This is a genomic window from Microterricola viridarii (genome assembly GCF_900104895.1).
Taxonomy (GTDB): domain Bacteria; phylum Actinomycetota; class Actinomycetes; order Actinomycetales; family Microbacteriaceae; genus Microterricola; species Microterricola viridarii.
On sequence record NZ_LT629742.1, the window covers coordinates 387,992 to 409,452 of the forward strand.

Below are 21,461 nucleotides of genomic sequence, written 5' to 3' on the forward strand. Positions count from 1 at the left end.
CCGTGAGTCCTGGGGGTTCGCGATCGGCTCCGTGCTGTTCGCGGTCGGCGCTTGGCCCGGCTACGCCACCGCGGTCGGGGTGACGGCCGACAACCTCACCTACTTCATCGGTTCCCTGTTCTTCACTACGGCCGCCCTCATCCAGCTGCTGCTCACCGGGCGCCCGCTGCCGCACCGCGGCTCCGCCCGCGCCGAGCGGTTCGACTGGTTCGCGGCGGCGATCCAGTTTGTCGGCACGCTGCTCTTCAACGTCAGCACGCTCGCCGCCCTGCTGCAGAGCACCGGCGCCGAGGTCTCGGCGCGGATGGTGTGGCGCCCCGACGCCTACGGTTCGATCGCCTTCCTCATCGCGAGCATCCTCGCGGTCGTGGCCACGACCGACCGCGTGTCGCTGTGGGACCCGAACGCGCGCAGCTGGTGGTCGACCTGGTTCGGCATGGCCGGGTCGCTCGCCTTCGGCGCCTCGGCCGTCGGGGCCGCGGTGGACCCGGCATCCGGCGAGCTCAGGAACGCCGCCCTCGCCAATGCGGGCACCTTCCTCGGCGCGCTGTGCTTCCTGGCCGCGGCGTTGCTCGCCCTGCCGCCGCGGGCGGCGCGTTAAGCTGGCTGCGTGCTTCTCTCAGACCGTGACATCAAGGCCAGCCTCGAATCCGGGCGCATCGGCATGGACCCGCTTGCACCCGAGATGATCCAGCCGTCGAGTATCGACGTGCGCCTCGACCGCTACTTCCGGCTGTTCGACAACCACAAGTACCCCTTCATCGATCCGGCCGAGGATCAGCCCGAGCTCACCCACCTGATCGAGGTCGAGCCCGACGAGCCGTTCATCCTGCACCCGGGCGAGTTCGTGCTCGGCTCCACCTTCGAGTTGGTGACCCTGGCGGATGACATCGCCGCCCGCCTCGAGGGCAAGAGCTCGCTCGGCCGCCTCGGCCTGCTCACGCACTCCACGGCCGGCTTCATCGACCCCGGCTTCAGCGGCCACGTCACGCTGGAGCTCAGCAACGTCGCGACGCTGCCGATCAAGCTCTGGCCCGGCATGAAGATCGGCCAGATGTGCTTCTTCCAGCTCTCCTCGCCGTCGGAGAAGCCCTACGGCTCGGCCGAGTACAGCTCTCGCTACCAAGGCCAGCGCGGCCCGACCGCGTCGCGCTCGTTCCAGAACTTCCACCGCACCGAGGTCGGCGCGTCGACCGCGGGCAGCCTCGGCAACTAGCTCAGCGCAAAAAACAGGAGGAGCGTCCCGCCAGTGCTTCATGAAGCACCCGCGGGACTCTCCTCCTGTTTTTTTGTGCGCGCAGGGCCGCGCCTGCAGAATCCCGTCCGACGACGACGACGACAACGGCGCCGCCAGCTACAACGACAAACCGGAGGCACCCTGACGGGCGCCTCCGGTAAAGGTCTGATCTCTGTCCCGCGTTACTCGGGGCGGAGGCGCAGGTTCTGCATGCCGCCGTCGACGGCGATGGAGGCGCCGGTGGTCGAACCGGAGCGCGGGCTGGCCAGGTAGACCACGGCGTCGGCGACCTCGCTGGCGGCCACGAGGCGGCCGTGCGGCTGGCGGGCGTTGAGCGCGGCGCGCTCGGCCTCGGGGTCGGCCGCCTTGGTGAGCAGGCCGGTGACCCACGGGGTGTCGGCGGTGCCGGGGTTCACGCAGTTGACGCGGATGCCCTCGCGGAGGTGGTCGGCGGCCATCGCGCGGGTGAGCGAGAGCACGGCGCCCTTCGACGCGGTGTACAGCGCGCGCTCGGGGAGGCCGGCGGTCGCCGCGATCGAGGAGGTGTTCACGACGGCCGCCGCCGGCGACTCGCGCAGGAACGGCAGCGCCGCCCGGGTGACACGGGCGATGCCGGTGACGTTGATGCTGAGCACGCGGGCCCACTCGTCGTCGTCGTTGCTCTCGATGGTTCCCTGGGCGCCGATGCCGGCGTTGTTGATCACGATGTCGATGCGGCCGAACTTCTCGGCGACCGCGGCGATCGCGGCGCGCACCGAGGCGTCGTCGGCGATGTTGGCCTGCACGGCGAAGTGGGCGGCATCCGCACCCTCCGGGCGGAGGTCCAGCACGGCGACGGTGGCGCCGGCCTCGTGCAGGCGGGCCGCGATGGCGGCGCCGATGCCGGATGCGCCGCCGGTGACGACGGCGACGAGGTTCTCGAATTCCTGGGTCATCAGTTGCTCTTCTCGTGTGCGATGAACTGCTGGCGCTGGCGGCCGAGGCCCTCGATCTCGATCTCGCAGACGTCGCCCGCGGCGAGGTAGGGGAAGCGGCCGGAGAGGGCGACGCCCTCCGGGGTGCCGGTGAGCACCAGGTCGCCGGGCTCGAGCGCGAGGTACTGGCTGAGGTGCCAGATCACGTGCTTGACGTTGAAGATCTGGTCGGCGGTGTTCGAGTCCTGTCGGATCTCGCCGTTCACCCAGCTCTTCAGCTGCAGGTTCTGGTGGTCGACCTCATCGGGGGTGACGAGCCACGGGCCGGTCGGGTTGAAGCCGGGGGCGCACTTGCCCTTGGACCACTGGCCGCCGGAGACGGCCATCTGGAAGTCGCGCTCGGAGACGTCGTTCGCCGAGACGAAGCCGGCGATGTGGTCCATGCTCTCCTCGGGGGAGTCGAGGTAGGAGGCGCGCTTGCCGATCACGATGCCGAGCTCGACCTCCCAGTCGGTCTTCTCGCTGCCGCGCGGGATCTCAACGGTGTCGTTCGGGCCGACGACGGTGTTCGGCGTCTTGAGGAACATGATCGGGATCTCGGGGGGCAGCGAACCGGACTCGGCGGCGTGCGCCGCGTAGTTCATGCCGATGCAGATGACGGCGCTCGGGCGGGCGATCGGCGCGCCGATGCGCAGGGCGTCGGCGTTCTCCAACACGGGCAGCGCGTCGGCCTCGAAGGCGGCGCGCACGGCGGCGGGGCCGTCGGAGGAGAGGAAGGCGCCGTCGATGTCTGGCGTGACAGACGACACGTCGTAGTGGATGCCGTCAACCAGCAGCGTGGGGGTCTCGTGGCCGATGGCGCCGAGGCGTGCGAACTTCATGGGCTTACTCTCTTCTCTGGGAGCGGGGATCAGTACTCCCCGGCCAGGACTGCTGACGATGCATCGCGCGTGACCCGGCTGGTATCTTAATCATCGGATGTCTAGTGTACCCGGTGGTCGATTCAGCCCTTCCGAGGCCGCCGCAATACCCGTAGGATTTGATCCTATGTCCTATAGGAAAGGTTGTCCATGAAGCGCATGGCCTCTGTTATCGGTCTTCCTCCGGAGAACGTCGCACGCTACGAGGAGCTGCACGCGACCGTGTGGCCCGGCGTGCTGGCCCGGCTCCAGGCATCCAACGTCACCAATTACTCGATCTACCGCCACGGCGACCTCCTGTTCTCGTACTACGAGTACGTCGGCGACGACTATGAGGCCGACATGGCCGCGATGGCCGCCGACCCCGTCACGCAGGAGTGGTGGGCCGTGTGCGAGCCGCTGCAGCGGCCACTCGCCGACCGGGCCGAGGGCGAGTGGTGGAAGGAACTCCCCGAGGTCTTCCACCTCGACTAGGCCCCATGACCCTTCACGACACGGAGAACAGCCCCACCATGACACGACCACTCGGACGCGGCGGACTCATCGCCGGCCCGCACGCATACGGCGTCGCCGCACTCGGCAACCTCTACAGCGCACTCGAGGAGGACGCGGCGATCGACGCCGTGCACGCTGCGTGGGAGCGGGGCGTGCGCTACTTCGACACCGCGCCGCACTACGGCCTGGGGCTGTCGGAGGAGCGCCTGGGCGCCGGGCTCGCCGGGCGGGCGCGCAACGAGTTCGTGGTCTCGACGAAGGTCGGCAAGATCCTCGTCGACACCGACGAGTTCCCGGGCGAGCGGGACGACCAGGGCTTCGACGTGCCCAAGAACCGCGTGCGGCGCTGGGACTTCTCCCGCGACGGCGTGCTGCGCTCGATCGAGGGCTCGCTGGAACGCCTCGGCCTGGACCGCCTCGACGTCGTGCTGGTGCACGACCCGGACGACCACTACCGCGAGGCCCTCGACGGCGCGTTCCCGGCCCTCGAGGAGCTGCGCTCGCAGGGCGTCATCACCTCCTATGGCGCCGGCATGAACCAGTCCGAGATGCTCACCGACTTCGTCAGGAACACCGACCTCGACGTCGTCATGGTGGCCGGGCGCTACTCGCTGCTCGAACAGCCGGCGCTGGCCGACCTGCTGCCGGCCGCGGAGGCCCGCGGGGTGTCGATCGTCGCGGCCGGAGTGTTCAACTCCGGGTTGTTGGCCACCGATCGCCCCGGCGCCGACGCGAAGTACAACTACGAGGCGGCGCCGGCCGAGCTGCTCGCCCGCGTCAACCGCATCGCCGACGTCTGCGAGGCGCACGGCGTGACCCTGCCTGCCGTCGCGGCGCAGTTCCCGCTCGCCCACCCGGCCGTGGCCACCGTCTGCCTCGGCGCGCGCTCGCGCTCGCAGGTGGAGCGGAACGCCTCGCTCTTCGACGTGCAGATCCCCGCGGCCCTCTGGCCGGAACTCCGGGCCGCCGGCCTCTTGGCCGAGACGGCGCCGACCCCGTAGGGCCGGCCGCCGCCGGCGCTCCCCGCGTCGGCTCGAGGGGGCGACGGGTCGACTGCGGGTCGGCTGCGGGGCTAGCTGCCGCCGAGGCGCTGGGCGGCCGGGGCGTTGCGGCTCCGGGACTCCTCGATGTGGCTGAGCATGAGCTCACTCGCCCGCGCGGAATCGCCGCTCAGGACGGCATCCGCGATCGCCTCGTGCTCGCGGAGCGCCAGGAAGCCCGACGCTGGCTGGTAGTAGAGCCCGAAGAGGTTGTCGACGAAGCCGCCGTCCTTCTGCTGGGCGTCGGAGAGGCTCTTGCGCGCCTGGTAGAGCCGGAACAGGTGCAGGTGGCAGTGCGTGCGGGTGAAGGCCTCCAGCACGTACTCGCTGCCGGACATCCCCGCGATCAGCTCGTGAAAGCGGGCGTCGTGCTCCGACATCCGGGCGTAGGCGAGCTCGATGTCGTGCTCTGCGGCCTCCCGGCCGCGCTCGAGCTCGGCCCGGAGCGCCTCGGCGTCGGCGTCGGAGACGCGCGCGGCGGCCTGGCCGGCGGCCCACGGCTCGATGAGGGCCCGGAACTGGAACAGCTCGTCCACCTGGCTGGCGGTCAGCAGGGCGGTGGCGGTGTAGCCGCGCAGCGGCTGCTTGGCGACGAGGTTCTCCGACTCGAGCCGGGCGAGCGCCTCGCGCACCGGCGTCGGCGACACCTCGAGCTCCCGGGCCAGGGCGTCGATGTTGATGTGCGCGCCGGGCAGGATGTGGTGGTTGAGCAGCAGCCCCATGATCGCGTCGTGCGTCTCATCGGAGAGCACTGCCCGAGACGGCTTGCGCATCGGTCGGTCTGCGTCGCCCTGCGTCGGAGCCATTGCTTGCCATCCCTGCCCCCGAGGCCGCGGTGGGTCCCGAGAATCGCTGTGAATATAGGATATTAGCACCCGGCCTTTGAGTCGTTTCACGAAGGAGAGCCATGACGTCCGCGCTGTATGTGCCCGCCCAGATGATCGATGCCCACCAGCACCTGTGGAAGATCTCGGAGCGCCGCTACGACTGGATCACCCCGGATGCCGGCATCCTGAACGCCGACTACGGCCCAGAGGACGTCGAGGCCGATGCCCGCGCGGCCGGCGTCACGGGCACGGTGCTGGTGCAGGCCGCCGAGACGTACGACGACACCTTCTACTTGCTGAGCGTCGCCGCCAGCACTCCCACCGTGCGGGGCGTCGTCGGCTGGGTGCCGCTGGACCGCACCGCCGAGGCGCTGGCTGCCCTCGAACTGTATGCGCAGGCGCCGGCGCTCAAGGGCATCCGCGTGCTCTCGCACGACAAGGCCGATCCCAACTGGATGCTGCGGGACGACGTCACCGCGACGATCGCGGCAATGTCCCGGCTCGGCCTGACGCTCGACTACGTGACCGGGGGCCCGGAGCGGCTGGCGATCCTGCCGGAGCTGGCGAGGCGGCATCCGGAGCTGACCATCGTGCTCGACCACCTGGGCAAGCCCGACATCGCCGGCCACGGGTTCGAGGAGTGGGCCGAGGCGATCGCGCCGTGCGCGGCCGAGCCGAACGTCGTGGTGAAGCTCTCCGGCCTGAACACGGTCTCCGCCCCCGGGTGGACGGTGGCCGACTGGCAGCCCTACGTCGACCGCGCCGTCGCGCTGTTCGGCTCCGAGCGGTTGATGCTCGGCAGCGACTGGCCGATGTCGCTGCTGAACGGCGACTTCGGCGGAGTCTGGCGCGGTCTCCGCGAGAGCATCGCCGGCCTGCCGACGGACCAGCAGGACGACATCTACTACCGCACCGCCACACGCGTCTACTCGCTGGAGGGCTAGCGGGACCGCCCCGGCGGCGTCCGCCCACCCGCGCCCGCGGCGCTGCGCCACTTCCGCGGGATCTGCGCCACCTGAGCTGGCGCGGAACCGCACGAAGTGGCGCAGGTCGGCGGGAGGACGCCTAGCGCAGCTGTTCCTGCACGGCCTTCACGGGGATCAGCATGGCCAGGCCGATCGCGATCACCACGACGATGCCGAGGATGCCGAAGTACGGGGCGCCGAACCAGGTCACGAACAGGGCGAACATGGTCGGGGCCAGGAAGCTGACGGCGCGGCCGGTCGTGGCGTAGAGGCCGAACACCTCGCCCTCCCGGCCCGGCGGGATGAGCCGGGCGAGGAAGGTGCGGCTGGCCGACTGGGCCGGGCCGACGAACAGGCAGAGCGCGAGGCCGGCCGTCCAGAACACGATCTGGCCGCCGTCGTGCAGCAGGAAGATGAGCAGGCCGCTGATGATCAGGCCGATCAGCGCCGCCATGATCACCGGCTTGGCGCCGAGCTTGTCGTCGAGGGCGCCGACCGTGATGGTCGAGATGCCGGCCACGACGTTGGCGGCGATCGCGAAGATGATGACCTCGCCGGGCGAGAAGCCGAAGACGGATGCCGCGAGCACGCCGCCGAAGGTGAACACACCGGCCAGGCCGTCGCGGAACACGGCGCTCGCCAGCAGGAACCAGACCGTCTGCCTGCTCTCCTTCCACAGCTTCGCGATGTCGCGGCCGAGTCGCGCGTAGGAGGCGAAGAAGCCGACCTTGTCGCGCTTGACGCCGGCCGGCGCCTTGTACTCCGGCACGGCGAACAGCACGGGGAGGGCGAAGATGCCGAACCAGGCGGCGGCGATGAGCATCGTGACGCGGATGTCCATGCCGTTCTCGCCGGTGACCCCGAACAGGCCGACCTCGGGGCTGATGAAGCCGAAGTAGACGATGAGCAGAAGCACGATGCCGCCGATGTAGCCCATGCCCCAACCGAAACCGCTGACGCGGCCGATCGAGCGCGGGGTGGAGACCTGGGCGAGCATCGCGTTGTAGTTGACGCTGGCGAACTCGAAGAAGATGTTGCCGGTCGCCACCAGCACGAGGCCGAGCATCAGGAACTCGGGCGAGGGCTCGACGAAGAACATGGCGGCGGAGATGGCGACGACGAGGTACGTGTTGACGGCGAGCCAGAACTTGCGCCGGCCGGAGGAGTCGGAGCGCTGCCCGGTGATCGGCGCGAGCAGGGCGATCAGCAGGCCGGCAGCGGCCAGCGCCCAGCCGAGCTGGGCTTCGACAGTGCCGGAGGGGCCGAAGCTCGAGCTGGTCAGGTACACGGTGAAGACGAAGGTGGTGATGACCGCGTTGAACGCGGCGGAGCCCCAGTCCCAGAGCCCCCAGGCGAAGATGCGCCCCTTGCGGGCGCTCTGGGCGGCGACCGCCTCGACCTGATGGGTGTCGATTCCGACCGTGGCCGCCGCGGCATCCGCGTTGGTCAGGTGTGCCGGGGGGAAGTTGCGCGGGGCGTCTGCATCGACGCCGGGGCCGTGGGGGTCACTCATGGCTCTCAGGGTAGTGGGCGGCGGTAAACAACAGGGGGAGCGCCGCACGGCGTGCGACGCCCCCACCTCAGGGCACGAGCCCGGGCCCCGCGTTCAGAACATCTCGGCGACGAGCTCGGCGAACACGGCGTCGGCCTCGCAGCCGAGGCCCTGCCGGGTGAACCAGGTGCAGACGTTGACGCAGTCGCGGTAGAGCATGTCCATGCCGCCCGGGTTGCTCACCACCTCGACGAGCTGCGGCAGGTCGATCACGACGACCCGGCCGTGGTGCACCAGCAGGTTGTAGGGCGAGAGGTCGCCGTGCGCGACGCCGGCCCTGGCCAGCAGCCGCATGATCTCGACGACCTGGGCGTAGAGCGGGTAGAGCTCGGATGCCGTGCCGCGCTGCGCGGCCAGGCGCGGGGCCGCGACCTGGCCGTCGCCGATGAACTCCATCAGCAGCTCGCTGCCGTTGACCTGCACCGGGTACGGCACCGGCAGTCCGCGCACGTACAGCGTGCGGAGCGCCTCGAACTCGGCGTAGGCCCAGCGGCTGGCCGACACGCTGCGCCCGTAGCTGCTGCCGCGCGCGATGGCGCGGCTGTCGCGGGTGTTGCGCATGCCGCGGCCCTCTGTGTAGCGGGAAGAGCGGTGGAAGTCGCTCGTCTCGGGGCCGCGGTAGCGCTTGGCGGCGAGGATCACTCGCTCGCCCGGGGAGTCGCCGTGGCTCTCCGGCACCGCGCGCTCGATGAGGAACACGTCGGCCTCCTTGCCGGTCTTCACGATGCCGAGCTCGGTGTCGATGGCGGCAGCCGAGGTCACCACCCAGTCGGGGTGCGGGCGGGGGCCGCGCTCGCTCGGCGTGATGGCTGGCCAGGTGCTCCAGCGCTGGTCTTCGCCCGGCTCGGTGGTGCCGAAGGCGAGGGCGAATGGATCGAAGATGGGTGTGTCAGAAGACGATGAAAACACTGTGGTTGCTCCAAGAGTGGAGGCCACCGGGGCGCCTGCGCGAAGGCGGGGCGCGGTTAGGCAGTGGCCAGATCAGAAAGAGAAGGAACGGGGCGCACGACAAAAACGGTCATGGTGTTCAACTCCTCTCCTGCTGGCATCGGCGCAATTCGCCGAGCGTATGCCTGCCCGCACGGTGTGCGGCGCAAGACCGGTGCCAGCATATGCCCGCACACACGTGTTTCGCCAGTGCCGCGGATTGCGGATTGTGGATTGTCCGATCGCTAGGATTCAGCGATGAAGAGAATGTGTGGGGGCCTCTTTCTTGTTGCGGTGCTCGCGCTCGGGGGATGTGCGGCAGCTGCGCCGGCAGCCACGGCGCCACCGAATCCCAGCGCAGAGGAGGCCACGCCGAGGCCGACGCCGACAACGACGCCGACAACCACGCCCGATCCTGTTCGGCCGGCTCTGGCGGTCGACCTCACCTGCGAGCAGTTCGTCCCGGTCGCGGAGCTGGAGGCGATCACCGGCGGGCCGTTGACCCTCAAGGACTCCGCGGCGGAGCGCTCGATCGAGCAGTCCGCTGGACGCGCCAACTTCGCCTACGCCGGCGGGCTCTACTGCGAATGGGAGGACGCTGAAGGAGCCAGAGGCGCGATGGCGACGCTGGTGCCCAACGCACAGGCGGCCGCACGCACGATCGCTGCGGAGTTCGGAACGGAGTCCGACCCGGTGATTCCACTGTGGGCCCACTGCGTCGACTGGGGATGCGAGTCTGGCGGCTTCATCGGCGACTACCGCGTCACGGTGTTCGCGGCGGCCGATCGGCCCGGAGCCGATGCGGATGCTGCCATCGCCAGGATCAACGAGTCGCTCGTGGCGGTGCTCGCGGCCGCTGGGCCTGCCGACCCGCTACCCCCGCTGACGGCCGACTGGGCTGCTGGGCCGACAACGTGTGAGGAGATGTTGCCTGCTGCGCAGCTGGGGGCGCACCTCGGTGAGGAATCCCTCGCCTACTTGCCCGGCTACGCCTACGAGGAGAGCAACGGTGGCGACAACGCCCTGCTCAGCGCAGGGGGCTTCATCTGCCGCTACCGCTCGGCCGCCGCTGATGGCGCGAGCGGGTCGATCGCTGTGCTTCCCGACGCTGCGGCCGCGCTCACGCGGGTGCGCGCGCACTCTGACGGCGTGGCTGCCGTCGACATCGAGGGTGCGCCCGACGCCGACGCGGTCGTTTCCTGCTCGAACAACGGCAATCCGGCATGGTCAGCGGGCAGCACCGGGCGTTGCACGGTGCACATGCAGCTGCGCGGTGCCTGGGTTCAGGTGCTCGCGGCCGCGACCAGCGTCTCCGAAGCCGAGTTGACGGAGCGTGCCCGCATCGCGGCGGTGCCGGTTGCGGTCGCGTTGGGGTAGCGGCCCGGAGGGCTCCGCGGCGGCCGGGCCAACTCTGGGGCGTGTGACTGGGTCATTTGCCCCAGTTCCTTGACGCCGGATCGGGTATCGGCCATGCTGGCTGCACCCGGGGCGCCCGCCCGCTCGTTCGCAATGATGCGAAAGGACCGTGATGTCTGCCCTGTCGACGCCCGAACTCCTCGAGGACGCCCCGACCAGGCGCGTCAGCCGCGGCTGGATCACCAAGCTCTCGCTGGCGTTCCTCGGCATCAACATCGTCTGGGCCGGCCCCGGTCAGGTGCTGCTCGCCCCGCAGATCGAGCGCCTCACCGCGCTGGACTCCGGCGGCCTCTTCAGCGCCAACAAGGAGAGCAACCTCGCGGTCATCGCCTTCGCGACGGCCCTGTTCTCGCTGATCGCCGTGCCGCTCTGGGGCGCGCTCTCCGACCGCACCCGCTCGCGCTGGGGCCGTCGCACCCCGTGGATGGCGCTCGGCACGCTCGGCGCCGCCGCCGGTCTCGTCGCCACCGGCTTCGCCCCCTCGCTCGGCATGCTGGCGCTCGCCTGGGTGCTCACGCAGGTTTTCATGAACGCCGTCATCACGCCCATCTCGGCCGCCGTGCCCGACCAGGTGCCGGTGCCGCAGCGCGGGGTCGTCTCGGGCTGGATGGGGTTCACCTACACCTTCGCCATCGTGCTCGGCACCGCCGTCGGAACCGTCGCGACGGCCGCCTGGTCCGGGGCGTTCGGCATCACCATGGGCTACGTGCTCTGCGCGGCGGTCTGCGTGCTGGCCATGCTGCCGTTCCTGTTCACCCGCTGGGAGGCCCCGAGCGTCGACCTGGCGCGCCAGGCGTTCCGCCTCAAGGACTTCCTGGCCTGCTACTGGGTCAACGTGCGCACCCACCCCGACTTCGGCTGGGCCTGGATCACCCGCTTCTTCGTCAGCCTGAGCAGCGCGCTCGCCCTGTTCTACCTCTACTACTACCTGCAGGACTCGGTCGGCCTCACCCGCGACGACGCCGCAGGAGACGGCGGCCTGCGGGTCAGCGACGGCGTGCTGCTGCTCACCGCCGTGTACGCGTTCTCGGTGTTCGCGACGGTGGTCGTGGCCGGGGTGCTCTCCGACAGGCTGGGCAAGCGCCGCGTCTTCGTGTCGGCATCCGCCGTGTTCACCGCGGTCGGCGTGCTGACGATGGCGTTCTCACCGGAGTTCCCGATCGTGGTCGTCGCCGCGATGGTGCTCGGCCTCGGCACCGGCGTCTTCACCGCGGTCGACTTCGCGCTGGTCACCGAGGTGCTGCCGTCCAGCGCCAGCAACGGCAAGGACATCGGCATCATCGGCCTGGCCGTCAACCTGCCCAACATGCTCGCGCCGATCATCGCCGCGTTCATGGTGACGGCGTTCGCCGGGTACAGCGCGCTCTACGTGCTGGCCGGCGTGCTGGCGATCCTCGGCGGCGTGCTCGTCTTCCGCATCCGCGGGGTGGCGTAGCGGGTCGCGGATGCCGCAGCCCCCGCCAATCGGTTGTACGGCGCCGTTGGCTTCGGTCGCTGGCGCTCCCTCGAGCCAACGTAGAGCGGGAGTCGCCCAATCCCGCTGGAGCGGGCCGCGCCGCGACCACGGGGCAGCGCAGCCCCGAAGCCGGGAGCCGCCCAATTCCGCTGGTCGAGTAGCGAGGAACCAGCGTATCGAGACCTCGCACGGGGCTCGGTTTCTTGTCGGAAACCGGGTCTCGATACGGCCCTGGCGGGCCTACTCGACCAACGGGGAGCGGCCGTGTTGGCTTCGGTCGCTGGCGCTCCCTCGAGCCAACGGGGAGAGGGAGCCGCCCAATCCTGCTGGAGCGAGCCGCGCCGCGACAAGGGGCAGCGCGGCCCCGAAGCCTGGAGCCGCCCAATCCCGCTGGTCGAGTAGCGAGGAACGAGCGTATCGAGACCTCGCACGTGGCGCGGTTCCGTGCCGGAAACCGGGTCTCGATACGGCCTTGGCTGGCCCACTCGACCAACGGGACCGGCGCTGTTGGCTTCGGTCGCTGGCGCGCCTCGAGCCACCGGGGAGCGGCGCTGTCGGCCTCGACCGTCACCGGTCCAGCGCGAGGAACTGGTGCGTGAACGCGATCGCCATGCCGCCCTCGCCGACCCCGGCCGCGACGCGCTTGACGGAGCCCGAGCGCACGTCGCCGATCGCGAAGACGCCGGGCGCGCTGGTCTCCAGCGCGAACGGCCGGCGCTCCAGGGGCCACTCCGGCGCCTGCCCGGCATCCGCCCCGGTGAGGATGAAGCCGTGCGCGTCGCGGGCGATCTCGGGCGGCAGCCAGTCGGTGGCGGCATCCGCCCCGATCATCACGAACAGCACCGACAGCGGGCGCGTGCTCGTTGTGGCGCTCGCCGAGTCGAGCACGTCCACGGCCGCCAGCGCGCCGTCGCCGTGCAGGCCGACCGCCTGGCTGCCGGTCTCGACCCGGATGCCGGGCACGCCCCGGATCTGGTCGATCAGGTACCGCGACATGCTCGCCTCCAGCGCCGGCCCGCGCACGAGCATCGTCACGGAGCGGGCGTGCCTGGCGAAGAACAGCGCCGCCTGCCCGGCGGAGTTTCCCGCGCCGATGATGCCCACGTCTTGGCCCTGCGCGACGGCGGCGTCGCTGCGCGCCGCCCCGTAGTAGACGCCGTTGCCGAGGTAGCGTTCCACGCCCGGCACCGGCAGCGTGCGCCACTCGACGCCGGTGGCGATCAGCAGCGCCGCCGCGCGCACGCTCTCGCCGCCGTCCAGGGTGACCTGACGGGTCGTGGGGTCGACCGCCGTGGCGGTGCGGGTGACGACGAGCTCGGCGCCCAGCCGGGTGGCCTGGGTGAGGGCGCGGCCGGCCAGGTCGTCGCCGGAGATGCCGAACGGGAAGCCCGTGTAGTTCTCGATCCGGGTCGAGGTGCCGGCCTGCCCGCCGGGGGCGAGGCGCTCGATCACGACGGTGCGCAGGCCCTCCGCCGCGGCGTTCACGGCGGCCGTCAGCCCAGCCGGGCCGCCGCCCAGGATCACGACGTCGTAGTCGGCGGCGCTCGGCTCGACGTCGAGGCCGACGGCGCCGGCGGCCTCGCGCCGCGGCGGGTCGGTGAGCCTGCTGCCGTCGCGCAGCTCGAGCACGGGGGAGGGCTGCCCGCCGGCATCCGCCTCGACCGTGACGCGGTCGAACGCGACGTGGTTGCGGGTGAGGAAGGTGGACAGCGCCCGGGCCCGGGCGTCGGAGGCCGGCGCGATCACGCGGGCGACGACATCCGGCGGCTCCGCGGCCAGCGCCTGGATGGCGTCCAGGTAGCGCCGCGCGAGCCAGGCCACCTTGGCGGGCACGGACGGCGCCATCGCGGCCAGCGTGTAGTACGCCGTGACGTCCAGCTTGATGATGCGGGCCGGGCCGGCCGCCCGCCCGCTCGCCGGGAAGTTCGTGCTCAGCGTCATCGGCACCTCGCCGAAGAACCGACCAGGGGTGCGCGTGCCGATCGGGCGCTCCTCGCCGCTGACCACCTTGGTGATCTCGATCGTGCCCTCGATCACGACGAACAGGGCGCGCGCCTCTCCCTCGTGCACGAAGTACTCGCCGGGGAGCAGGCGGATGTCCTCCACCACGCGAGCCAGATAGTCGATCGCCTCCGGGGGCAGCGGGGAGAAGATCGGGATGCCGCGGAGCTCCTCGCCGGTGATCATGCGGTGAATCTAGCCACGCCGGCCTGCCGCGTCAACCGTTCGGCGGACCCGAAAACTGAGAGTTGAGCGTGAGTGACTCAACTTTGCCGTCTTTGAGTTGACGGAGAATTTGCTGCGTGAAATACTTGAGTCATCAAGGCTCAAGTCTTGACATAAGGACTTCGGTCGCCGGCCTGCGGGCCCCGACCACAAGCCGACGGCCGGCGGACAGCGGCCGGCAGAAGGAGAGACACATATGTCACGTGCAGTAGGAATTGACCTCGGAACCACCAACTCGGTCGTTGCCGTTCTCGAGGGTGGCGAGCCCACCGTCATCGCCAACGCCGAGGGTTTCCGCACCACCCCCTCGGTGGTCGCATTCACCAAGGACGGCGAGGTTCTCGTCGGTGAGACCGCGAAGCGCCAGGCCGTCACGAACGTCGACCGCACCCTTGCATCCGTCAAGCGCCACATGGGCACCGACTGGAGCACCGACATCGACGGCAAGAAGTACACGCCGCAGGAGATCTCGGCCCGCATCCTCGGCAAGCTGAAGCGCGACGCTGAGCAGTACTTGGGCGACACGGTGACGGATGCCGTCATCACCGTCCCCGCGTACTTCAACGACGCCGAGCGCCAGGCCACCAAGGAGGCCGGTGAGATCGCGGGCCTCAACGTGCTCCGCATCATCAACGAGCCGACCGCTGCCGCTCTGGCCTACGGCCTGGACAAGGGCAAGGAAGACGAGCTCATCCTGGTCTTCGACCTCGGTGGTGGAACCTTCGACGTCTCCCTCCTCGAGGTGGGCAAGGACGACGACTTCAGCACCATCCAGGTGCGCGCCACCTCCGGCGACAACCGCCTCGGCGGCGACGACTGGGACCAGCGCATCGTTGACTGGCTGATCAAGCGCTTCAAGGACTCCACCGGCGTCGACGTCTCCAACGACAAGATCGCCAAGCAGCGCCTCAAGGAGGCCGCTGAGCAGGCCAAGAAGGAGCTCTCCTCGAGCACCAAGGCCAGCATCCAGCTGCCCTACCTCTCGCTCACCGAGAACGGCCCGGCCAACCTCGACGAGACGCTGACCCGCGCCGAGTTCGAGAACATGACCAGCGACCTGCTCGACCGCACCAAGAAGCCCTTCGAGGACGTCATCCGCGAGGCCGGCGTCAAGCTCTCCGACATCGCACACGTCGTGCTCGTCGGTGGCTCGACCCGTATGCCCGCCGTGAGCGAGCTCGTCAAGAAGGAGACCGGCCAGGAGCCCAACAAGGGCGTCAACCCTGACGAGGTCGTCGCCGTCGGCGCCGCCCTGCAGGCCGGCGTTCTGCGCGGAGAGCGCAAGGACGTGCTGCTGATCGACGTCACCCCGCTGAGCCTCGGTATCGAGACCAAGGGTGGCATCATGACCAAGCTCATCGAGCGCAACACGGCCATCCCGACCAAGCGCAGCGAGACCTTCACCACGGCAGACGACAACCAGCCGTCCGTCGCGATCCAGGTCTTCCAGGGCGAGCGCGAGTTCACCCGCGACAACAAGGCGCTCGGCACCTTCGAGCTGACCGGCATCGCCCCGGCCCCCCGCGGCATCCCGCAGGTCGAGGTCACCTTCGACATCGACGCCAACGGCATCGTGCACGTGTCCGCCAAGGACAAGGGCACCGGCAAGGAGCAGTCGATGACGATCACCGGCGGATCCTCGCTGGCCAAGGAAGACATCGAGCGCATGGTGCGCGAGGCCGAGGAGCACGCAGCCGAGGACAAGGCTCGTCGCGAGTCCGCCGAGGTGCGCAACAGCGCTGAGCAGCTCGTCTACTCGATCGAGAAGCTCATCAAGGACAACGAGGACAAGCTGCCCGAGGACGTCAAGTCCGAGGTGCAGGGTGACGTCGATGCCCTCAAGAGCGCCCTCGCCGGCGACGACGACTCCGCGGTCAAGAGCGCCTTCGACAAGCTCAACGAGAGCCAGGGCAAGCTCGGCGAGGCGATCTACGCCACGTCGCAGGCGGATGCCGCAGCGGCCGACTCGGCCGAGCAGCCCGCCGACGCCTCCTCTGACGAGGACGTCGTCGACGCCGAGGTCGTCGAAGACGAAGACGACAAGAAGTAACCATGGCTGACATCAACCAGCCGATCGAACCGGACGAGCCCAACGGCCTGGATGGCGAGCCCATCCAGGCCGAGGGCCCCGACGTCGAGACGCACGACAATGAAGGACCAGGCGCCGAATCGCTGGGAGAGGAGGAGCTCACTGTGGAAGACATTCTGAATGCCGTCGCGGCAGAAGAGGCCGACCCGACCGCCGAGCACCTGGCCGATCTCAAGCGGGTCACCGCCGAGTACGCCAACTACCGCAAGCGCACCGAGTCGAACCGTGAGGTGGAGCGCGAGCGCGCCGTCGGCTCGGCCGTCTCCGCGCTGCTGCCGGTGCTGGACGACCTGGACCGTGCCGAGAAGCACGGAGACCTCGAGGGCGAGTCAGCCTTCGCGACGATCGCCGCCAAGTTGCGCGCGAGTGTCGAGAAGCTGGGCCTCAGCACCGTCGGAACCGTCGGCGAGGTGTTCGACGTGACGATCCACGAGGCGATCTTCCAGCAGCCCACCCCGGGCGTGGAGGTCGAGACCGTGGCCGACGTCGTCGAGAAGGGCTACTACCTCGGCTCCACCTTGCTGCGACCTGCGAAGGTCGTCGTGCAGGTGCCCGCCTAGGAGCGGTTCCCGTAGGGGTCGGATGCCACGGCATCCGGCCCCTACACTCACAATGCTTGTGAACACAGACTTTCTGCATCCGCCAGCGGATGCAACACATCAACTCATCACGAAAGGAGGCGCGCATGGCAAGTCAGGATTGGTTTGACAAGGACTTCTACAAGGTTCTCGGCGTCTCAAAGGACGTGAGCGAGGCCGAGCTGAAGAAGACCTATCGCAAGCTCGCCCGCAAATACCACCCCGACTCGAACCAGGGCGACGCCCAGGCCGAGGCGAAGTTCAAGGAGATCAGCGAGGCGCACTCGGTGCTCTCCGATCCTGAGCAGCGCAAGGAATACGACGCGATACGCGCCATGGGCGGCGGGGCTCGCTTCACCGCTCCCGGCAACGCCGGCGGCAATGCCGGCTTCGAAGACGTCTTCGGCGGCATGTTCGGCGGCGCGGGCGGCGGCCGCGGCCAGCAGCAGTACACCTTCCAGCAGGGTGGAGGCTACGACGACATCCTCGGCGGCCTGTTCGGCGGCCAGGGCGGCCGATTCGGTCAGACCACCGGCGGCTATCGCGGGTACGGCGGCCCGAGCCGCGGTGCCGACGTGAACGCCAGCGCCACCATCGACTTCCTCACCGCCACGCAGGGCGACACCATCACCCTGCAGACCAGCGATGGCCGCCCGATCAAGGTCAAGATCCCTGCCGGCGTCGCCGACGGGCAGAAGATCAAGCTCCGCGGCAAGGGCCAGCCCTCGCCGGACGGCGGCGAGGCCGGCGACATCATCCTGACCGTCACCGTGCGCAAGCACCCGGTGTTCGAGCGGGAGGGCCTGAACCTGCGCGTCAACGTGCCCGTCACCTTCGTGGAGGCCGCCCTCGGCGCCACCATCGAGGTGCCGACCCTCGGCGGCGACCCGGTCAAGCTGCGCGTCGCCCCCGGCACGCCGAGCGGCCGCGTGCTGCGCGTCAAGGGGCGCGGCGTGAAGACCGCCAAGGGCGTCGGCGACCTGCTCGCCGTCGTGCAGGTGGCTGTTCCCTCGCACCTCAACTCGGCCGCCCAGGAGGCGCTCGAGAAGCTGCGCGAGGCGCTGCCCGATGAGAACCCGCGCGAGGACCTCCTCGCCAAGGCACGGGGCTAACCATGACTGCTGGGATGTCGGCCGGCATCGACGAGCGGGCGCCGATCTTCGTGATCTCCGCCGCCGCCGAGCTGGCCGGCATGCACCCGCAGACGCTGCGCCAGTACGACCGGCTCGGCCTGGTCGAGCCGCAGCGCACCCCGGGCAAGTCCCGGCGCTACTCCATGCGCGATGTGATGCAGCTGCGCGAGATCGCGATGCTCAGCGCCGAGGGCGTCAGCCTGGAAGGCATCCGGCGCATTTTAGAACTTGAGAACCGCGTGAACGAGCTGTCCACGCGGGTGCGCGAGCTCGAGGGGGCACTCGCCGACGAAATGCTCAACCGCCCCGGCCGGCGCATTTTCGCCGCCGGCGCCGAGGGCGACGTCATTTCGGTCAAGGCCGGAACGCGCCTGCGCCGCCCGAACTCCGTCGTGGTGTGGCGCCCGCTCGGCGGCGTCGAGCACTAGCCGCCCGATCTCCCGCCTGGTGGTTTCGGTCGCACGCTCCCTGGAGCGAGCGAGGGATTCCGCCGGCTGGTCCAGTTCCGCTGGTCGAGCCGCCCCCGCTGGTCGAGCCGCCTCCGCTGGTCGAGCCTGGCGAGACCCGGCACGCATCGGTCACTGTCCAGAGGTTGCCTTTGACTGGGCTGCCGCCTTTCGCGACGCTGCGCGTCGCGCGAGTTGGTGTCTCCCGCACCTCGCGCCGCCGTGCGTCGCGAGGTTACCCTTGGGGCATGGAATTTTCGGCTTTGCGGCGGTGGCCAGACGTTGAGGCCGAGAATCTTTTCGCAGTGGACGCCAGCGACAGGCTGATCCTGTCCGAGGCTGAAGCCGCACTGCAGGGCGCCAGCGGCCACGAGGTCGTCGTGATCGGCGACCGCTACGGCGCGCTGACGCTGGGTGCGCTCGAGCTGCTCGGCTCGGCGGGGGCGGATGCCGGCGGCATCCGCGTGCACCAAGACGCCTACTCCGGCGAGCTCGCCCTCGCGGCAAACGCCGAGACGGTCGGGGCCGCCGCCGGCACCGACTACCGGTCGATCGCCCTCGGCATCGAGCAGAACGCCGCCGGGCTGCTGGGCGGCGCCCGCGTGGTGCTGCTGCAGCTGCCGCGCTCCCTCGACGCGCTGGACGAGATCGCCGCGGCCATTGCCGCGCATGCCGCGCCCGACGTGGTCGTGTTCGCCGGCGGGCGGATCAAGCACATGACCCCCGCGATGAACGACGTGCTCGGCGCGCACTTCGGCCGCCTCGACGTGAGCCTCGCGCAGCAGAAGTCGCGCGTGCTCCTGGCCAGCGCCCCGCAGGAGGCCAACCCCGCGACCGCCGCCTGGCCGCGCCTGAACCGGCACGACGACCTCGGCCTCACCGTCGCCGCGCACGGGGCGGCGTTCGCCGGCGCCTCGGTCGACATCGGCACGCGGTTCCTGCTCGGGCACCTCGCCGAGGCGCACCCTCGCGCCCGGAACGCGATCGACCTGGGCTGCGGCACCGGCATCCTGGCCACCGCGCTGGCGCTGCACCGGCCCGAGCTGCGCGTGCTGGCCAGCGACCAGTCGGCCGCCGCCGTGGCATCCGCACGCGCCACCGCCGCCGCCAACCGGATGAGCGAGCGGGTCACCGTGGTGCGCGACGACGGTCTGAGCCACCAGCCGGATGCCAGTACCGAGCTGATCGTGCTCAACCCGCCCTTCCACGTCGGCGCCTCCGTGCACGCCGGTATCGCGCTCAAGCTGTTCGAGCACGCGGCGCGCGTGCTCGCCCCGGGCGGCCAGCTCTGGTGTGTGTGGAACTCACACCTCGGCTACGCGCCGGCGCTGCGCGGCATCGTCGGGCCCACCCGGCAGGTCGCCCGCAACGCGAAGTTCACCATCACGGTCTCGACCCGCGCGGCCTAGGGCCGCCGACTGCGCACAATGGCGCCTTCCCGATCGGGAAGGCGCCATTGTGCGCTGTGGCTGCGGTTGTCGCTATCGCTGTCGCCGGACGGGCTAGTCGGTGCCGAGCGTGTAGCGGGCGGCATCCCGCTCGAAGCGCGCCAGCAGCCGGCCGAGCTCTGCACGGTCGGCGGAAGGCCAGTCGGCGAGGATCTCGGCCATCATCCGGTCGCCCGCCTCGACGAGGGAGGCCATCACGGCCTCGCCCTGCGGGGTGAGCTGCAGCAGCGACGCGCGCGAATCCGCGGGGTCGGCCACCTTCTGCACCAGGCCGAGCGCGGCCAGCCGGGCGCTGATCTTGCTCACGTTCGAGGCGCCGACGCGCAGTCGCTCGGCCAAGGCCGAGGGCCGCATCGCGCCCTCCCTGGCGAGGGTGGTCACGGCGACGATGCTCGTCGCGTCCAACTCGCCGGCGCCTGCCGCCGCGTTCTCAGCCAGTGCGTGGATGAAGCCGCCGGAGCCCCAGCGCGTGAAGACGCTGAGGAGCGCGGCGAGCGGCTCGGAGCCGTAGGGCAACGAGCCCGCCGGGAACGAGCCGCTCGGGGCGGGGGAATCAGGCATACTGCGTGCCGCCGTCGACCGGCAGCACGACGCCGGTGACGAAGGAGGCCTCGTCGGAGAGCAGCCAGACGGCCGCGTTGGCGATGTCCTCGGGCAGGCCGAGGCGCTTCATCGGGATCTCGGCGGCGTAGCCGGCCTTGGCCTCGGCCGGCAGCGAGGCCAGAGCGGCCGTCTCGATCGCGCCGGGGGCGACAGCGTTGATGCGGATGTTGTCGGTGGCGTACTCCTGCGCGCCGCTGCGGGTCAGCGAGACGACGCCGTGCTTGCTCGCGCCGTACGGCGTGAGGTTGGGGGTGGCGTTCAGGCCGGCGATCGAGGCGATGTTGACGATGTTGCCGCCGCCGTTTGCGAGGAAGTGGCGGGTCTCGGCCTTCATCGACAGCCAGGTTCCGCGCAGGGTGACGTTCATGGTGCGGTCCCACTCGACCTCGGCGATCTCGTCGAGGCGCTTGGGCATGGCGCCGATGCCGGCGTTGTTCACGGCCAGGTGCAGGCCGCCGAACTCTGCGACGGCGAAGTCGACGAGCGCGTCGACCTGCTCGGCGTCGGCGACATTGGCTGCCTTGTAGGCGGCCTTGCCGCCGGCTGCCACGATCTCGGCGACGACGGCGAGGCCGTTCTCGTCATTGACGTCCGAGACGACGACGCTCGCGCCCTCGCGCGCCAGGCGCTTGGCGACTGCCGCGCCGATTCCGGCGCCGCTGGCGGTGACGAGTGCTACTTTTCCGGTGAAACTCATGGGGTCCGACTCCTTATTTACTGTCTTCGCGACAGCATACGCCTCCGATCTGCGGATGCCGTCCGTGCCGACAGGTCGCCGAAAGCGCGCCGAAGTGCGGCCGAAGCACGGCCGAATCGTGGCCGTGCGGGTGGCCGTGCGGGCTTCGGCCGTGCGGGCGGCCGTGCGGGCGCTCGGGGTGGCCGGCATTCGTCGACCTCACCCAGCGCCACTTGCTCGCCCTCCGCGCCAGCTGGAGTGGCGCGCAGGGCTACATACTGGCGCAGGCGGGCGTCGGGCGGGCGTCGCAGCGTCGCCGCCGTGCGGGCGGGGCCGCGCATCCGCCGACCGCGCTCTGCGCCACTTCCTCGGCCTCCGCGCCAGCTGGTGTGGCGCGGAGGGCTACGAACTGGCGCAGAGCGGGCCGCGCCGCGCTGCGTCGGGCCACGTTGGGCTGCGCCGGGCCGTGCATGCGGTGCGGGCGGGGCCGCGCATCCGTCGACCTCGCCCAGC

20 protein-coding genes are annotated in these 21,461 nt (G+C 70.3%); 12 read left to right on the forward strand and 8 right to left on the reverse strand.

Annotated elements, in window-relative coordinates:
• The first annotated feature begins 31 nt into the window (after window positions 1–31).
• Together BLT62_RS01790 and dcd are read left to right on the forward strand one after the other, a co-directional pair.
• A complete protein-coding gene (locus tag BLT62_RS01790) occupies window positions 32–601 on the forward strand; it encodes a hypothetical protein (protein ID WP_231919305.1) in 570 nt (189 codons plus the stop codon).
• Between the two features lie 9 nt (window positions 602–610).
• Entirely contained in the window at window positions 611–1,216 is a 606-nt protein-coding gene (gene dcd / locus BLT62_RS01795; RefSeq protein ID WP_083362517.1) for a dCTP deaminase, read from the forward strand.
• A 203-nt stretch (window positions 1,217–1,419) separates the two neighbouring features.
• Here the strand turns inward: dcd and BLT62_RS01800 are convergent, their stop codons facing one another.
• Together BLT62_RS01800 and BLT62_RS01805 are read right to left on the reverse strand one after the other, a co-directional pair.
• Complete coding sequence (locus BLT62_RS01800; protein ID WP_083362518.1) at window positions 1,420–2,172, reverse strand: SDR family NAD(P)-dependent oxidoreductase; 753 nt, start codon at window positions 2,170–2,172, stop codon at window positions 1,420–1,422.
• Window positions 2,172–3,032, reverse strand: coding sequence for a fumarylacetoacetate hydrolase family protein (locus tag BLT62_RS01805; RefSeq protein ID WP_083362519.1), 861 nt, complete (start codon window positions 3,030–3,032; stop codon window positions 2,172–2,174). The genes BLT62_RS01800 and BLT62_RS01805 overlap by 1 nt, the downstream gene beginning before the upstream one ends.
• 189 nt (window positions 3,033–3,221) lie before the next feature.
• Here BLT62_RS01805 and BLT62_RS01810 point away from each other — a divergent pair, with 189 nt between their 5' ends.
• Entirely contained in the window at window positions 3,222–3,545 is a 324-nt protein-coding gene (locus BLT62_RS01810; protein ID WP_083362520.1) for an L-rhamnose mutarotase, read from the forward strand.
• 38 nt (window positions 3,546–3,583) lie between these two features.
• Entirely contained in the window at window positions 3,584–4,567 is a 984-nt protein-coding gene (locus tag BLT62_RS01815; protein WP_083365252.1) for an aldo/keto reductase, read from the forward strand.
• A gap of 71 nt (window positions 4,568–4,638) precedes the next feature.
• On the opposite strand, the gene BLT62_RS01820 is transcribed toward BLT62_RS01815, so the two are convergent.
• Window positions 4,639–5,412, reverse strand: a complete 774-nt coding sequence (locus tag BLT62_RS01820; protein ID WP_083362521.1) for a GntR family transcriptional regulator — start codon at window positions 5,410–5,412, stop codon at window positions 4,639–4,641.
• Between the two features lie 101 nt (window positions 5,413–5,513).
• On the opposite strand from BLT62_RS01820, the gene BLT62_RS01825 reads away from it, so the two are divergent.
• A complete protein-coding gene (locus tag BLT62_RS01825) occupies window positions 5,514–6,377 on the forward strand; it encodes an amidohydrolase family protein (protein WP_083362522.1) in 864 nt (287 codons plus the stop codon).
• A gap of 121 nt (window positions 6,378–6,498) precedes the next feature.
• Here BLT62_RS01825 and BLT62_RS01830 read toward each other — a convergent pair whose 3' ends face one another.
• Both BLT62_RS01830 and BLT62_RS01835 read right to left on the reverse strand, forming a co-directional pair.
• Window positions 6,499–7,911 carry an MFS transporter gene (locus tag BLT62_RS01830; protein ID WP_083362523.1) on the reverse strand — a complete coding sequence of 471 codons (1,413 nt, stop codon included), beginning with the start codon at window positions 7,909–7,911 and terminating at the stop codon, window positions 6,499–6,501.
• Between the two features lie 93 nt (window positions 7,912–8,004).
• Window positions 8,005–8,859: a serine protein kinase RIO gene (locus BLT62_RS01835; RefSeq protein ID WP_083362524.1), complete on the reverse strand. Its 855-nt coding sequence runs from the start codon at window positions 8,857–8,859 to the stop codon at window positions 8,005–8,007.
• A gap of 276 nt (window positions 8,860–9,135) precedes the next feature.
• Between BLT62_RS01835 and BLT62_RS01840 the strand changes: the two genes are divergently transcribed.
• Both BLT62_RS01840 and BLT62_RS01845 read left to right on the forward strand, forming a co-directional pair.
• Entirely contained in the window at window positions 9,136–10,254 is a 1,119-nt protein-coding gene (locus BLT62_RS01840) for a hypothetical protein (protein ID WP_156786214.1), read from the forward strand.
• 151 nt (window positions 10,255–10,405) lie between these two features.
• The gene (locus tag BLT62_RS01845; protein ID WP_083362526.1) at window positions 10,406–11,728 is read left to right on the forward strand and encodes an MFS transporter; all 1,323 of its coding nucleotides are present in this window, start codon (window positions 10,406–10,408) and stop codon (window positions 11,726–11,728) included.
• A 588-nt stretch (window positions 11,729–12,316) separates the two neighbouring features.
• On the opposite strand, the gene BLT62_RS01850 is transcribed toward BLT62_RS01845, so the two are convergent.
• Window positions 12,317–13,936, reverse strand: a complete 1,620-nt coding sequence (locus BLT62_RS01850) for an FAD-dependent oxidoreductase (protein ID WP_083362527.1) — start codon at window positions 13,934–13,936, stop codon at window positions 12,317–12,319.
• A gap of 235 nt (window positions 13,937–14,171) precedes the next feature.
• Here BLT62_RS01850 and dnaK point away from each other — a divergent pair, with 235 nt between their 5' ends.
• The 5 genes from dnaK to BLT62_RS01875 all read left to right on the forward strand — a co-directional run bounded on the left by dnaK (window position 14,172) and on the right by BLT62_RS01875 (window position 19,630).
• Entirely contained in the window at window positions 14,172–16,025 is a 1,854-nt protein-coding gene (dnaK, locus tag BLT62_RS01855; RefSeq protein WP_083362528.1) for a molecular chaperone DnaK, read from the forward strand.
• Window positions 16,026–16,027: 2 nt separating this feature from the next.
• Window positions 16,028–16,624: a nucleotide exchange factor GrpE gene (locus BLT62_RS01860; RefSeq protein ID WP_083362529.1), complete on the forward strand. Its 597-nt coding sequence runs from the start codon at window positions 16,028–16,030 to the stop codon at window positions 16,622–16,624.
• Between the two features lie 125 nt (window positions 16,625–16,749).
• Window positions 16,750–17,754: a DnaJ C-terminal domain-containing protein gene (locus BLT62_RS01865; protein ID WP_083362530.1), complete on the forward strand. Its 1,005-nt coding sequence runs from the start codon at window positions 16,750–16,752 to the stop codon at window positions 17,752–17,754.
• A 2-nt stretch (window positions 17,755–17,756) separates the two neighbouring features.
• Window positions 17,757–18,203, forward strand: a complete 447-nt coding sequence (locus BLT62_RS01870) for a heat shock protein transcriptional repressor HspR (RefSeq protein WP_269457793.1) — start codon at window positions 17,757–17,759, stop codon at window positions 18,201–18,203.
• A 266-nt stretch (window positions 18,204–18,469) separates the two neighbouring features.
• Entirely contained in the window at window positions 18,470–19,630 is a 1,161-nt protein-coding gene (locus BLT62_RS01875; RefSeq protein ID WP_083362531.1) for a class I SAM-dependent methyltransferase, read from the forward strand.
• A 93-nt stretch (window positions 19,631–19,723) separates the two neighbouring features.
• Here BLT62_RS01875 and BLT62_RS01880 read toward each other — a convergent pair whose 3' ends face one another.
• Window positions 19,724–20,230 (reverse strand): MarR family winged helix-turn-helix transcriptional regulator, encoded by a 507-nt coding sequence (locus BLT62_RS01880; RefSeq protein WP_083362532.1) that lies wholly within the window; start codon window positions 20,228–20,230, stop codon window positions 19,724–19,726.
• Entirely contained in the window at window positions 20,223–20,969 is a 747-nt protein-coding gene (locus tag BLT62_RS01885; RefSeq protein WP_083362533.1) for an SDR family NAD(P)-dependent oxidoreductase, read from the reverse strand. The genes BLT62_RS01880 and BLT62_RS01885 overlap by 8 nt, the downstream gene beginning before the upstream one ends.
• Window positions 20,970–21,461: the final 492 nt, after the last annotated feature.